The organism is Sphingobacterium sp. LRF_L2, assembly GCF_965644235.1.
In the GTDB taxonomy this organism is placed as follows: Bacteria; Bacteroidota; Bacteroidia; order Sphingobacteriales; family Sphingobacteriaceae; genus Sphingobacterium.
In genome coordinates, this window is record NZ_CBFFRI010000005.1 from 89,111 (window position 1) to 102,432 (window position 13,322).

12 protein-coding genes and 2 tRNA genes are annotated in these 13,322 nt (G+C 41.4%); 11 read left to right on the forward strand and 3 right to left on the reverse strand.

The window, feature by feature from the left end; all coding sequences use genetic code 11:
- Positions 1-4 precede the first annotated feature (4 nt).
- The 4 genes from ACSZOX_RS11840 to ACSZOX_RS11855 all read left to right on the forward strand — a co-directional run bounded on the left by ACSZOX_RS11840 (position 5) and on the right by ACSZOX_RS11855 (position 3,261).
- A complete protein-coding gene (locus ACSZOX_RS11840) occupies positions 5-2,011 on the forward strand; it encodes a putative porin (RefSeq protein ID WP_437920190.1) in 2,007 nt (668 codons plus the stop codon).
- A gap of 121 nt (positions 2,012-2,132) precedes the next feature.
- Positions 2,133-2,210: transfer RNA gene (locus tag ACSZOX_RS11845), tRNA-Val, on the forward strand.
- A gap of 7 nt (positions 2,211-2,217) precedes the next feature.
- A tRNA-Val gene (locus ACSZOX_RS11850) sits at positions 2,218-2,292 on the forward strand.
- Positions 2,293-2,430: 138 nt separating this feature from the next.
- The gene (locus ACSZOX_RS11855; RefSeq protein ID WP_437920192.1) at positions 2,431-3,261 is read left to right on the forward strand and encodes a UDP-2,3-diacylglucosamine diphosphatase; all 831 of its coding nucleotides are present in this window, start codon (positions 2,431-2,433) and stop codon (positions 3,259-3,261) included.
- On the opposite strand, the gene ACSZOX_RS11860 is transcribed toward ACSZOX_RS11855, so the two are convergent.
- Positions 3,258-3,779, reverse strand: a complete 522-nt coding sequence (locus ACSZOX_RS11860) for an NADPH-dependent FMN reductase (protein ID WP_437920193.1) — start codon at positions 3,777-3,779, stop codon at positions 3,258-3,260. The genes ACSZOX_RS11855 and ACSZOX_RS11860 overlap by 4 nt on opposite strands.
- 217 nt (positions 3,780-3,996) lie before the next feature.
- Between ACSZOX_RS11860 and ACSZOX_RS11865 the strand changes: the two genes are divergently transcribed.
- From ACSZOX_RS11865 to lepB, 5 genes are all read left to right on the forward strand, one after another.
- Positions 3,997-4,794: a ParA family protein gene (locus tag ACSZOX_RS11865; RefSeq protein ID WP_437920194.1), complete on the forward strand. Its 798-nt coding sequence runs from the start codon at positions 3,997-3,999 to the stop codon at positions 4,792-4,794.
- A 1-nt stretch (position 4,795) separates the two neighbouring features.
- A complete protein-coding gene (locus tag ACSZOX_RS11870) occupies positions 4,796-5,710 on the forward strand; it encodes a ParB/RepB/Spo0J family partition protein (protein WP_437920195.1) in 915 nt (304 codons plus the stop codon).
- Positions 5,710-6,447, forward strand: coding sequence for a DUF5683 domain-containing protein (locus tag ACSZOX_RS11875; RefSeq protein WP_437920196.1), 738 nt, complete (start codon positions 5,710-5,712; stop codon positions 6,445-6,447). The genes ACSZOX_RS11870 and ACSZOX_RS11875 overlap by 1 nt, the downstream gene beginning before the upstream one ends.
- 156 nt (positions 6,448-6,603) lie before the next feature.
- Positions 6,604-7,347 (forward strand): 4-hydroxy-tetrahydrodipicolinate reductase, encoded by a 744-nt coding sequence (dapB, locus tag ACSZOX_RS11880; RefSeq protein WP_437920197.1) that lies wholly within the window; start codon positions 6,604-6,606, stop codon positions 7,345-7,347.
- Positions 7,348-7,427: 80 nt separating this feature from the next.
- Complete coding sequence (gene lepB, locus ACSZOX_RS11885; RefSeq protein ID WP_437920198.1) at positions 7,428-8,852, forward strand: signal peptidase I; 1,425 nt, start codon at positions 7,428-7,430, stop codon at positions 8,850-8,852.
- Between the two features lie 64 nt (positions 8,853-8,916).
- On the opposite strand, the gene ACSZOX_RS11890 is transcribed toward lepB, so the two are convergent.
- A complete protein-coding gene (locus tag ACSZOX_RS11890) occupies positions 8,917-9,636 on the reverse strand; it encodes a pyridoxine 5'-phosphate synthase (RefSeq protein ID WP_437920199.1) in 720 nt (239 codons plus the stop codon).
- Between the two features lie 168 nt (positions 9,637-9,804).
- Positions 9,805-10,266, reverse strand: coding sequence for an Lrp/AsnC family transcriptional regulator (locus tag ACSZOX_RS11895; RefSeq protein WP_437920430.1), 462 nt, complete (start codon positions 10,264-10,266; stop codon positions 9,805-9,807).
- Positions 10,267-10,415: 149 nt separating this feature from the next.
- On the opposite strand from ACSZOX_RS11895, the gene ACSZOX_RS11900 reads away from it, so the two are divergent.
- Positions 10,416-11,471 (forward strand): PLP-dependent cysteine synthase family protein, encoded by a 1,056-nt coding sequence (locus ACSZOX_RS11900; protein WP_437920200.1) that lies wholly within the window; start codon positions 10,416-10,418, stop codon positions 11,469-11,471.
- Positions 11,472-11,490: 19 nt separating this feature from the next.
- Positions 11,491-13,203, forward strand: coding sequence for a protein-disulfide reductase DsbD family protein (locus tag ACSZOX_RS11905; RefSeq protein WP_437920201.1), 1,713 nt, complete (start codon positions 11,491-11,493; stop codon positions 13,201-13,203).
- The last annotated feature ends 119 nt before the right edge of the window (positions 13,204-13,322 follow it).

A 13,322-nucleotide genomic window follows, 5' to 3' on the forward strand; every position in this document is an offset into this window, starting at 1 on the left:
ATTGATGAACAGATACGTACAGCGACTCTTCCTTCTTTTCGTTTTTTTTATGACAGGTATAGCCTATGTGAATGCACAGGTCGAGGAAGAGTTTAGCAGCGCTTTAGATTCTGCAAGAGCAGAAGAAGATAACAAGAAGGATTCGGTGGTGTTCACTGCAAAGTATGTGCGTTATACCACCTTGAACATAATGAAACAGTCTACACGTACTGTTCAACTGGATACCTCTCACGTCAATTTCCAATATTATAATAAACAGAACCTCCCTTGGAATCCCTCCATTAATCTCGGTTCCTACGGGTTGGCGACAAGAGATCTCCTTTTCAATCCCAATAAGACTATCGGTTTTCAGCCAGGTTTTCACGCATTAGAGCGGTATGCCCTCCATTCGGATTCTATTCAGTATTTCCGGGCACGGGCCCGTTTTTCAGAATTGTATACCGTAGGATTCTTTTTTGACGATCAGGTGTTTCGGGTAAGGTTGGCGCAAAATATAAATCCTCGTTTAAACATTGGTGCAGAGTATTATGCAACCAATACCGATGGGTATTACAATAATCAGGAATATAACGATCGAAAAGCGGCTGTATTTTCTTGGTATGAGTCCAAGGATAGCAGGTATAACCTTTTACTCAATGCAACTTTCAATAATCTGAATTCACCAGAAAATGGTTCGGTGGTAGACGACGCTGGGACTATATACGGTAACGATGTCTTCAAGGATACGACGAGTACATCGAATATGGGATATGCCACCCGACTAACCGGAACAAATGCCAATCGTCCCTACAATAAGTGGAAAGATAACGGACTCTTCATAAGACAATCGTATTTTATCGGACGCTTAGATACCCTGTATGCTGGAACCCCCGATATGGAAATTCACCCAACGAATAGTGTTGCGCATAACAGTTCTATTAGGCAGCGCAAGTTTGTCTTCTTTAAAAATGAAGAAGATTTGCAAGGAGCTTTTCCATTAGCCGACGTTAAGCTGGTTGACGATACAACTAGTATTACGACCATTACGAATGAGTTTACTTACAGCTTTTATTTGCGGGGCAAAGGAGTTTTCAAAAATGAAGCAAAGCTTGATCTAGCATTTCAGAATGACCTTATTTGGTATAAGGATAGTCTCACTTCTGATTTTTACCAGAATAGTATGGTCAAGGGAACCTTAGGATATAAGTTCAGTGATCGGGTTGATCTAAGGGCTACGGTCAATCAGATCGTAGTCGGACAGAATGCTGGCGACTATCTTTACGAGGCCAATGCCGACGTATTTTTAAGTGAGAATGCGGGTAAGATTAATATTGGAGCCTATTCTCAAAATAAGTCGCCAGAGATGATCTTTGATCGTATCAACTATACTTATCACCAATGGAGTTATGCTTGGGATAAGACAAAAACACAAAATCTATCGTTCGCCTATTCAAATAAGAAGATTGGATTCTCCGGGAAGGCGGAATATTTTCTGATGGACAAGTACCTATACTTTAAAGAAGTAGATAATCCAGATAATGATGAGAGTTTATTGCGTCAAATTACGCCTGCCCAAACCGGAAATCTCAACCTTCTGAAAGTATCCGTGGGACAAAACTTCCGATTTAGACGGTTTCACCTGGATAATCTGGTTGTTTATCAAAAAAGCGATGCCGCTGATGTGTTAGCCATTCCGGAGTTCTACACCTGGCATAGTTTCTACTATACCAACAAATTGTACAATGTCATGGACTTCCGGTTAGGTATGGATGTCCGGTTTAATACTCCTTTTAGATCGCCATCATATTCGATCAATTCAGGTCAATTCTACAACGATAATGTAGGGATTAACTACTCCACCTATCCTATTGGTGACCTATGGTTCACCGGAAATATCGATCGTGTCAATCTATTTGTTTCATATAATTTCTTCAACCAGTCCTTTTATCCGAAAGGTTACTATACCGTTCGCCGTTATCCAATGAACGATGCAAACTTTAGATTTGGTGTATCTTGGAAGTTTTATGATTAGCCGTAGAAATTATTTTGCTGGTAGCTAGTGTATTGCTGATTCGTTGGTAAAAAAAACGAAAAATAATTTTGCAAATCAGATTTTAGACCTATATTTGCACACGCAATAAGCGAAAAGGCTTGGAGAATTAGCTCAGCTGGTTCAGAGCATCTGCCTTACAAGCAGAGGGTCACTGGTTCGAATCCAGTATTCTCCACCAAATAAAAGGAGGCTTAGCTCAGCTGGTTCAGAGCATCTGCCTTACAAGCAGAGGGTCACTGGTTCGAATCCAGTAGCCTCCACAAAGCACCGATTTTTCGGTGCTTTTCTTTTTTGTGTTGTTTTTCAACGCTCTCCATTTCTTTTTTAAAATTTGATAATTACTTAATGTCTTCACAATCATACATTAACGTGAATGTGGTTACTTTGAAAAAACGAATATGAAGCGAGACGTTGATTTGATTGTTATATCCGATGTACATCTTGGAACCTATGGATGTCGCTCTGTAGAATTGCTCCGGTATCTATCCTCTGTCAATCCACGGAAACTTATTCTCAATGGTGATATCATTGATATCTGGCAGTTTCGTAAGAGCTATTTTCCAGAGTCCCATTTGCGTGTTTTAAAATATATCCTAGACCTGGCTTATCAAGGTTGTGAAGTAGTTTATATTACAGGTAATCATGATGAGATGTTGCGCAAGTTTGGGAAAATGCAGTTTGGTCATATTACGTTAACCAACCGGCTGTTGTTGAATTTAGATGGAAAAAAGAGCTGGATTTTTCATGGGGATGTTTTTGATGCATCTATTCAACATACCAAATGGTTAGCAAAATTGGGGGGCTGGGGGTATGATCGCTTGATTCAGCTCAATACGCTGGTGAATTGGTGCTTGACCCGTTTAGGGCGGGAGCAGTATTCACTGTCGAAGCAGATTAAAAATTCGGTGAAAAAAGCGTTAAAGTTTATCACAGACTTTGAAGAGACAGCCTCGCATTTAGCCATTGAGAACAAATACGACTATGTGATCTGTGGGCATATTCATCAGCCGCAGATTCGTAAAGTGGAAACCAAGAAAGGAAGCTGTATTTATATGAATTCGGGAGATTGGATCGAAAATCTTACCGCATTGGAATATCATCAGGGAGATTGGCAGATGTTTAGCTACGAAGAAATGAAAGAAACACTGCAGCAATATCCAGCTGATGATATTCAGTTTAGAAGCAACCTTGATGAGTTGCTTGAAAATATTATCAAAGGAAGCGTTTAAAATCGTATAATTTCCTCGATTTGCTCGTGTATAAATTTACGCGTTAATTCATCGTGAAACTGTTGCTCCTCGTCGAGCTCATCCTGTATTTTTGCTAAATGTATTTTTAGTGGTAGCACATGCATTCTCATGTAATTGCACACGCCTGTAAAATGGTCCAATCCTCGGATGTTCCCATACTTTCCTGAAGATAGTCCCACAAGTGCAATTTTTTTGTGGTAATAAGAGGCGGGGAAGGCGCATGCATCAACAAACAGTTTTAAAATGCCAGGAAAACTGCCGTTGTATTCAGGTATAATAAAGATGAATTTCTGTGCGTCTGATACCATTTTCTGTATGGGTTCAAAGTCGGAGCTTCGTTTGCCGTAAAGGTCAGATATGCTGAAGTTTGCTGGTAGTTCAGTAAGTGAAAGAATTTTCCAGTTTTCTCCTTTTCTAGCGAGTTCCTGTTGGTAATATTGGGCCACTTTTATAGAGTTGCTGCGTTCTCTGTTTGTTCCTGATATAATTAAATTCATGCGGATAGTTCTGTTACAAAAAGCCCAAAAATCTTTACAAAGGTATAACGCTATTTTTTGTATCTTAGCAACCTTAGTCGGCGATTAGGAGCTTTGGCCAAAAATACTAATTTTAACATGATTTAAGCATTTTCTTTACCTAAGGAATGTAAATTTGGGTTAATTTTGGAAAAGGTCTGCATCTTCGATGTTTAGATTTAGAAAGGATTTCAATCTCATGGGAAAAATTATTGCAATAGCTAATCAAAAGGGCGGTGTAGGAAAAACGACAACATCTATTAACTTGGCGGCAAGTTTGGCTGTCTTAGAGCACAAAACGTTGTTAGTAGATGCAGATCCACAAGCGAATTCGACATCTGGAATTGGATTCGATCCTCGCGGAATAAAGGCTAGTGTTTACGAATGTTTGGTCAATGACTTGGATCCTCACGATGCAATTCAATCTACAGATACGCCAAATTTATATTTACTTCCCGCACATATTGATCTTGTCGGTGCAGAGATAGAAATGATCAATATGCACGAACGGGAGTTCAAGATGATGAAAATGTTGGAGCAGATTAAAGACGATTATGACTTTATTATCATTGACTGTTCACCATCGTTAGGGTTAATTACCATCAATGCGTTAACAGCGTCCAATTCTGTTATCATACCCGTTCAATGTGAGTATTTTGCATTAGAAGGTTTGGGGAAATTGTTGAATACCATTAAGATCGTACAAACCCGCTTAAATACCAATCTCGAGATCGAAGGAATTTTACTTACGATGTATGACGTTCGTTTACGTCTTTCCAATCAGGTGGTGGAAGAAGTGCGTACACATTTTAGCGATCTTGTTTTTGATACAATTATTCAACGGAATACCCGTCTGAGTGAAGCCCCAAGTTTTGGGATCTCGGTTATTATGCACGATGCATCGTGCAAGGGGGCTATTAACTACTTGAATTTGGCGCGGGAGATATTGCAAAAAAACGGCCTAGTAACAGAAAATTCGCAAGCAGCAACAGTATAGTATGGCATTACAAAGAAAAACAGGATTAGGAAAAGGGCTTGGTGCATTATTGCAAAGCGAGGATATTGATGTTTCAAAGAATACGGGGAGCAATGGTATAGCTAAAGAAAGTCCTGGAGCTGTGGCCGGCAGCATTAATTTTATAAAAGTAGAACAGATTGCTGTCAATCCTTTTCAGCCACGGACAGACTTTGATGAACAGGCGCTTCGCGAACTTGCAGACTCCATTTTATTGCAGGGGTTGATTCAGCCGATTACTGTACGTCAGGTAAGCAAAAATGAGTACCAGCTGATCAGTGGAGAGCGCCGTTTACGTGCATCCAAATTGGCAGGAGTTGCAGAAATACCGGCTTACGTACGCACAGCAAATGACCAGCAAATGCTGGAAATGGCGCTTATCGAAAATATTCAACGTGAAAATCTGAATGCAATAGAGGTTGCGCTAAGTTTTCATCGTATGATTGAAGAATGTAACCTGAAGCAAGAAGAGCTGGGAGAACGTGTGAGTAAAAACCGTTCTACAGTTACGAATTATCTGCGTCTACTCAAATTACCCCCGGCAATTCAAGCGGGAATTCGGGATGGCGAGATTTCTATGGGGCATGCCCGTGCTTTGATCAATGTGGGTGAAGTGGATAAGCAGTTGTATGTGTATCAGGAGATCGTTGAGAAAGGTTTGTCTGTACGGATGACGGAAATTTTAGTGCGGAATATCCAAGAGCAAAGTAAACCGAAAAAAGCGCCAGTTGGAAAGCAGTTGGATTTTCAGTATCAAAAGATAGAAGACGATTTGGCGTCTCGTTTTTCGACAAGAGTACGTTTAAATTTGAAAAATAGCAAAGGAAAAGGAGCTATCGAAATTCCTTTTGACAGTGAAGACGACCTGAGTCGTATCCTTGAGCTTTTAGATTGGTAATGCGGCATTTTTTAACGTTATTTTTATTTTTCTCTTCTCTTTTTCTCCTCCAAGCACAGGAGCAGAAAGTTGCTACAGATTCCCTTCAGTCGAAGTTGCAAGTGGCAGACTCCATTGCTCGTGCGGTACAGGATACGGTAAAAAAAGAGACGCGTGAGGAGCGTAAAGCGAGAGAACGGGCTGAGAAGGAGCGTGCGAAGTATTATTACAAGGATATAAAAAAGGATTCGGCACGTCTAGAAATTGAGCATTTGTCGGATGTTGCCTGGAAACGGTCTCTGATGTTGCCAGGTTGGGGGCAGTATACCAATAAGGGATTGTGGTGGATTAAAGTTCCGATTATCTATGGGGGGCTTGCAACGGGATATTTCGTCTTCGACTATTGGCAATGGTATTATAAGAAATTTTTGGATGAACTTGAATACCGGATTTCCGTCAATGATTCTGATAAACTCGATCCGGATTTGTTAAATTTTAGTACAACCGGATTAGTGACCTATAAAGATTATGGGCGTCGTAACAGAGATTTGACGATCTTGATTACAGCGGGATGGTGGGGGCTCAATGTCATTGAAGCTTATGTCGATTCGATGTTAAAGAATAGATGGAATATTGGTCGTGACATGACGATGAAGGTTAGTCCGACGTTCCTCCCCTCGACAGGCTATGCCAGTAGTAACGTGCTGAGCGGCTATCGCATAACACCGGGGATTAAGTTAACAATGAATATAAATTAGTAAGCGTAGAGTTGTAGCGATGACGTGAGATAGATAGGAAATACTCCTGTATCGAGCAATAGGGCATTTAGAAAAATAGACTATAATAGCGAAGCAAACCAAGACTAGAGAACTCATCATTTACGTGAGAGCTCAAGCATAAATAATCAGATAAATATGAAAATAGTACTTCTAGGGTATGGAAAAATGGGTCAGCTTATTGAGCAATTTGCTGTTAAGCGTGGTCATGAAATCTACCTTATCGTCGATAAAGATAATCGAGAATCTGTTGGCATCGATGATCTGTCTGGTGCGGATGTCGCGATTGATTTTAGTGAGCCTGCGGCGGCTATTGCAAATATAAGCCTCTGCTTTGAAGCCAATTTGCCTATCGTTGTTGGTACAACCGGGTGGTATGAACATTTAGAGGAGATCAAATCCGTTTGTTTAGAAGCAGATCAGACCTTGTTGTACGGATCCAATTTCAGTATCGGTGTCAATGTATTTTTCCATATCAATAAGTTGCTAGCCAAGGCAATGAATCCCTATAAGCAATACGATGTGCAAGTAGAAGAGATTCATCACATACATAAGTTAGATTCGCCTAGTGGCACTGCTATTACAATTGCGGAAGGGATATTGGACGGTTTGGACGACAAATCACAATGGGTAAACAACCTCGTTGGTGAAGGGGATGAATTAATTCCAAGCTCGGAAGAGCTTCTAATTGAAAGTCATCGGATTGAAGAGGTACCGGGGACGCACACCGTTCTTTACAGCTCTGAAGTAGATCAAATTGAATTTAAACACACTGCACATAGCCGTGCTGGCTTTGCTTTAGGTTCGGTCATTGCAGCAGAATGGCTGCAGGAAAAGAAAGGATTCTACCAAGTGACGGAGATGTTTGACTTTAACTTCTAGATCTTTTTTAAGAATCCAAAGACAAGGGCGTTTTGACTTTTGCCTTTTAAATTTTACTTTTAAATATTGACATTTAAAATATGTGGTATATAATCTTTACAGTATGCACCATTTCTGCGCTTTACGGCTTGTGGTTACTGTTTAAAAAAGCTGGAAAACAAGGATGGGAAGCAATCGTTCCCTTTTATAGGGAGTATATTCTTACACAGCTTACTAATCGTCCCGCTTGGTGGGTTATATTGCTTATCGTCCCCATTGTAAATATTTTTATTTTCTATGGACTTTATTTAGACTTTCTGAAGAGTTTCGGAAAACGTCGTTTTTGGGAAACGGCCGTAGCTGTTCTTTTTCCGTTCATTTATTTGCCGTTGTGGGGGCGAGATCCTGCTGTGAAATATTTAGGCGTGTCGAATACAGAAGAGTTTCGCAAGAAGTACCCTTATAAAAAAACGGTAACACGAGAGTGGGCCGATGCTATAATATTTGCAACCGTGGCAGCCTCTTTGATTCGTGGATTTTTAATTGAAGCTTATATGATTCCAACGGGATCAATGGAGCGTCGCCTACTTATCGGAGACTTCCTGTTTGTAAGCAAATTAAATTACGGACCACGTATTCCAATGACGCCATTAGCATTTCCTTTTGCACATCATACGATGCCTATAACCGGCGGAAAAGCATATTCCGAACTGATAAAAATACCGTATAAGCGTTTGCCCGGTTTTCAGGAGGTCAAGCGAAATGATGTTGTTGTCTTTAACTTTCCGATGGAAGCAGATGCGCCTTACAATAGGCCAATTGATAAGCGTGAAAACTATATCAAAAGAGCTGTTGCTATTTCTGGGGATGTCGTGGAAATGCGTAATGCTGTTCTTTATGTAAATAATGAGGTGGGATACGATTCCGACGATGTACAGCATGCCTACTTAATCTATACCGATGGATCGGGATTGAACTTAGAACGGTTGATTGAGAAGCGTTTTGAATACGCAAAGGATCCGATGACTGGCGTAGCCATTGCAGAGCCCTATTTATTGTACGTAACTTCTGAAGAAATAGAGGAGGTGAAGAAATGGACAAATGTCAAGCAGGTGCTTCCCTATGATAATTCTGGATCTGCCTTTCCACATGACAACAATAAGAAATGGGATTTCCATAATTTTGGCCCTTTAGCCATTCCTAAAAAAGGCGATGTTGTTAAGCTTAACGCAGAAACGTTGCCTATCTATTCCCGATTAATAACAGTGTATGAGGGGAATACGTTAGAGCAGCGTAATGATGGCGTGTATATTAATGGTTCAAAAGCAGACACCTATACGATCAAGATGAATTACTATTGGATGATGGGAGATAATCGGGATAATTCGTCTGACTCGCGTGAGTTTGGTTTTGTTCCTGAAGATCATATTGTTGGTAAAGCCTTATTCACCTGGATGAGTTATGACACTGATGGAACATTCCTGAGCAAGATTCGTTGGAATAGAATATTTAAAGGTATAAAGTAAAAATTTTAAGATAAATGTTTAAAAAAAAGGGGACTATTGCAGTCCCCTTTTTTTTAAACATCCATCAGGCCTTTAAACAAGCGAGGTAACGTTTAATAGTTTCTTCCAAGCCTAGATATAAGGCATCTGCAATCAGGGCGTGTCCAATGCTCACTTCCAATAAGCCGGGAATATGTTCGTTGAAATACTTCAAATTGTTAAGATCCAAATCATGGCCAGCGTTTAAACCAAGTCCAACCTCCTCTGCTTTCTTTGCCGCTTTAAAATAAGGTGCTATTGCTGTTGCCTTGTCAAAGCCGAATTCTGCAGCATAAGATTCGGTGTATAACTCAATACGATCTGTACCCGTTTCCGCAGCCGCTTCTACCATGTCTTCGTTTGGATCCACAAAAATTGACACGCGGATTCCCTGATCCTTAAATCGTTTCACCATTTCGCGAAGATAATCGCGATGCGTTATCGTATCCCACCCATGATTAGATGTGATTTGATGGAGTGCATCCGGCACCAACGTGACTTGAGTCGGTTTGTTTGCGATAACTAAATCAATAAATTTCTGTTCTTGACAGTTTCCTTCAATATTAAATTCCGTTACGATCTCAGCTTTGAGATCATAGACATCCTGATAACGGATATGTCGTTCATCAGGTCGAGGATGTACTGTAATTCCTTCTGCTCCGAAACGTTCGCATGCCAATGCTGTGGATACGACATTCGGTATATTCCCACCTCGTGAGTTTCGCAGAGTGGCGATTTTGTTTATATTAACAGATAGTTTAGTCATAAACGATGTTGTTCTAGTCCAAACTTACATAAATTCACTTTTATGTACAATAGTATAATTGCAAGAGCCGATACGAGTACCTGCTGTGTCAGTCCCTACATAATTAAGTTTTAACTTACGAAAAATAGAAGCAAAGCCTTTATATTACATACAATCAGTTGGACATCCCTAAATAGGATACGCCGTTTCGCTCTTCGTTTCAGAGAGAACAAAATACGTTTGTACGGTATTTACCTGTGGAAGTACAGCCAATTTATGCCGTAAGAACATATGATAAGCTTCCATATCTTTTGTGGCTATCCGGAGCATGAAATCATAGGATCCAGCCATTTGATAACATTCCATCACCTCCGGAAATTTGGCGACCTCTCGTTCAAATTCATTTAAGACTTCGGCCGTATGGGCTTTTAGAAAAACCTGAGAAAAAGAAATTAAGTCAATTCCTACGCGTTTGCGATCCAATATAGCTACAGTACGTTTAATATAGCCATTGTTTTTCAGCTTTTTTACCCGTTCATGTACCGCGGCGATCGATTTGTTCAAATGATAAGAAAGTTCTTTGTTGCTCATCGAAGCGTCCTTCTGCAGCAAGCGCAATAATTTTACATCTACATCGTCGAGTTCCATAATAAGATTTCTTGATTTAATACGAAATTAATAATTACATCTGAAATAAATTCAGTATTATTAAAATTTTTAATAATATTTTTTAAAATATATGTTTATTGTTGAATAATATCTTGTTAAATGCAACTTTTGTAAAATAATTTTATACAAATATGGAAGCTGTAATCAGTAAATGTCTATCTCCCAAACTAGATAGTAAATTTAAGCATTTGTGGTGTTTAGTAGGAAATACACCCATGCTTGAACTACAGTATACCTATAAAGGTAAGCCTGGTATCATCTATGTGAAATGCGAGAACTATAATTTAACAGGTAGTATTAAAGATCGCATGGCGCTTTACATTTTGTATAAAGCCTATATGAACTGTGCCATTCGTCCTCAGGATACCATTGTCGAAGCAACAAGCGGGAATACCGGTATCGCGTTTTCGGCTATAGGTAAGGCCTTAGGGCATCAGGTGAAAATTATTATGCCCAATTGGTTAAGTAAAGAGCGTATCGATATCATAAAAAGTATGGGGGCAGATATCGAGTTGATCACCAAAGAACAAGGAGGCTTTTTAGGCAGTATTCGGCTAAGCGAAGAATTAGCTGCGCAAGGCGGCGTTTTTTTACCGCGCCAATTTGAAAACCAATACAATGCTGAAGCACATGAACTCACAACCGGAAGAGAGATTGCCTTACAGCTGGAAAGTGTAGGTAAAACTGCCGACGCATTTGTTGCCGGGGTAGGTACCGGTGGTACTGTGATGGGGGTTGGTAACTATCTTCGTCAGATTAATCCTTTTGTTAAAATACACCCCTTGGAACCCGCAGAAAGCCCAACGCTGACAACTGGATATAAAGTTGGATCACACCGTATTCAAGGTATTTCAGACGAATTTATTCCTGCGATTGTCAAGCTTGATCAGTTGGATGAAGTTATCCAAGCATCAGATGGCGATTCCATCCTGATGGCGCAGAAATTAGCCAAACAGCTCGGCTTGGCGGTTGGAATTTCTTCAGGAGCCAATGTAATTGGAGCTATCAAGCTGAAGGAACAGCTCGGAGAAGGCGCTACCGTGGTTACCCTGCTGTGTGACGATAATAAAAAATACCTAAGCACAGATTTAGTAAAAGATGAGCCTGTTCGAGAGGGTTTTATTTCGACAGAAATAAATTTTGATGGTTTCCATCCTATTAGTCGTTTAGCGAATCCATTGATTTAAAAATTATTACCTAAAGTATATGAAAGTCGTATGTAGATTTATAGTTTGGTTTGTTTTGCTCTTTCCCGTTGCATTAATTGGGCAAGAGCAAGATAGCCTTCTTTCGTTGGATGGCGTAGCGTTTACAGCGTCACCAGCAGTCGAAGATAGTCCTTCACAAACAGCAGCAGACAGTCTTCTGGCTGTTCCTGATGATCTGGTATTTGCCGATGGAGCAACAGATAGTGTTGCCCAGGATAGCCTGGCCAAAGACCAAACAAAAACAGGGGCAACAGATACCGCACAGGATAGATCCCTTTGGGGAATCTTTATCACCGGTCTGATCGGAGGCTTCGCCGCTTTCATCATGCCCTGTATATTTCCCATGGTGCCCCTTACCGTCAGCTTTTTTACCAAACGTAGCGGCTCACGGGCCAGGGCCATATCGCAGGCGCTTCTCTACGGACTGTTTATCATTATTATCTATGTGGCACTGGGGATGCTCATCACCATTACTTTTGGCTCCGATGCGCTGAACGCCCTTTCCACAAACGGGGTATTCAATTTTATATTCTTTCTGGTATTGGTGCTCTTCGCGGCCTCTTTCTTTGGGGCCTTCGAACTGACCTTGCCCAGCTCCTTTGTCAACAGGATCGATGCAAAGTCGGATCAGGGTGGCCTGATCGGTCTTTTCTTCATGGCTTTCAGCCTGGCATTGGTATCCTTCTCCTGTACAGGACCGATCATCGGTACCCTGTTGGTGGATGCCGCTTCCAAGGGCGAGAGAATGGGACCAGCCATCGGGATGTTGGGATTCTCCATTGCACTGGCCATACCTTTTGTGCTCTTTGCCGTTTTCCCCTCCATGCTCAAATCCCTGCCCAAGTCGGGCGGATGGCTGAACAGCGTGAAAGTGGTACTCGGTTTTCTGGAGCTCGCACTGGCCCTGAAGTTTCTCTCCAATGTCGACCTTGCCTACCACTGGGACTGGCTGGACCGCGAAGTGTTCCTGGCACTGTGGATCGTCATATTCGGACTGATGGGGCTCTATCTGATCGGCAAGATCAGCTTCGCGCACGATAGTCCCCTTGCTTATCTTTCCGTACCGCGGACCATCTTCGCCATTGTCGTATTTGCCTTCGTCGTGTACTTGGTGCCCGGAATGTGGGGAGCACCCCTGAAATCCATTTCGGCCTTCCTGCCACCTTCGGCCACACAGGACTTTGACCTGTCCGTTGCCAATTTTGGTACAACGGCTTCTACCAAGGCAAGCAAGACAAAAAAATATTACGATATCTTCCATAAGCGTGGTACACCGAAGGGATTCGAACCTTACTACGAATACGAAGAGGGGCTTGCCGCTGCCAAAGAGCAGGGGAAACCGGCCCTGATCGACTTCACCGGATGGAACTGCGTCAACTGCCGTAAGATGGAGGCCAATGTATGGACAGATCCGCAGGTGGCCTCGTTGCTCAAGAACGAGTTTGTGATGATCGAGCTGTTTGTGGATGACCGTACGGCGCTTCAGCCCGAAGAACAGTATGTATCGAGCTATTCGGGCAAGAAGATCAACAGCATAGGCAAGAAGAACAGTGACTTCCAGGCGGCAACGTTCAACAGCAACTCCCAACCACAATATGTGATCGTGGATACAGAGGGCAACGTACTCCTTCCGCCAAGCGGAGCGAACTATGATGTGGAAAGCTATGCCAACTACCTCAAACAGGGGATAGAAAGCTTTAAAAAGAAATAAAGATAACCTAAATAATCAAGTTTGAATGAAGTCCGTCTAAAAGTAAGGTTTACTTTTAGACGGACTTCATTCGTTTATACAAACTGTTGTTGAATGTCAAATCTGCAATTCAACGGAAA

Excerpts from the sequence above, each read along its gene's own strand:
- ACSZOX_RS11840 (WP_437920190.1), top strand. The coding sequence starts at position 5 with ATGAACAGATACGTACAGCGACTCTTCCTTCTTTTCGTTTTTTTTATG.
- lepB (WP_437920198.1), top strand. The coding sequence starts at position 7,428 with ATGTGGTATATAATCTTTACAGTATGCACCATTTCTGCGCTTTACGGC.
- ACSZOX_RS11875 (WP_437920196.1), top strand. The coding sequence starts at position 5,710 with ATGCGGCATTTTTTAACGTTATTTTTATTTTTCTCTTCTCTTTTTCTC.
- ACSZOX_RS11865 (WP_437920194.1), top strand. The coding sequence starts at position 3,997 with ATGGGAAAAATTATTGCAATAGCTAATCAAAAGGGCGGTGTAGGAAAA.
- ACSZOX_RS11900 (WP_437920200.1), top strand. The coding sequence starts at position 10,416 with ATGGAAGCTGTAATCAGTAAATGTCTATCTCCCAAACTAGATAGTAAA.
- ACSZOX_RS11890 (WP_437920199.1), bottom strand. The coding sequence starts at position 9,636 with ATGACTAAACTATCTGTTAATATAAACAAAATCGCCACTCTGCGAAAC.
- ACSZOX_RS11860 (WP_437920193.1), bottom strand. The coding sequence starts at position 3,779 with ATGAATTTAATTATATCAGGAACAAACAGAGAACGCAGCAACTCTATA.
- dapB (WP_437920197.1), top strand. The coding sequence starts at position 6,604 with ATGAAAATAGTACTTCTAGGGTATGGAAAAATGGGTCAGCTTATTGAG.
- ACSZOX_RS11905 (WP_437920201.1), top strand. The coding sequence starts at position 11,491 with ATGAAAGTCGTATGTAGATTTATAGTTTGGTTTGTTTTGCTCTTTCCC.
- ACSZOX_RS11855 (WP_437920192.1), top strand. The coding sequence starts at position 2,431 with ATGAAGCGAGACGTTGATTTGATTGTTATATCCGATGTACATCTTGGA.
- ACSZOX_RS11870 (WP_437920195.1), top strand. The coding sequence starts at position 4,796 with ATGGCATTACAAAGAAAAACAGGATTAGGAAAAGGGCTTGGTGCATTA.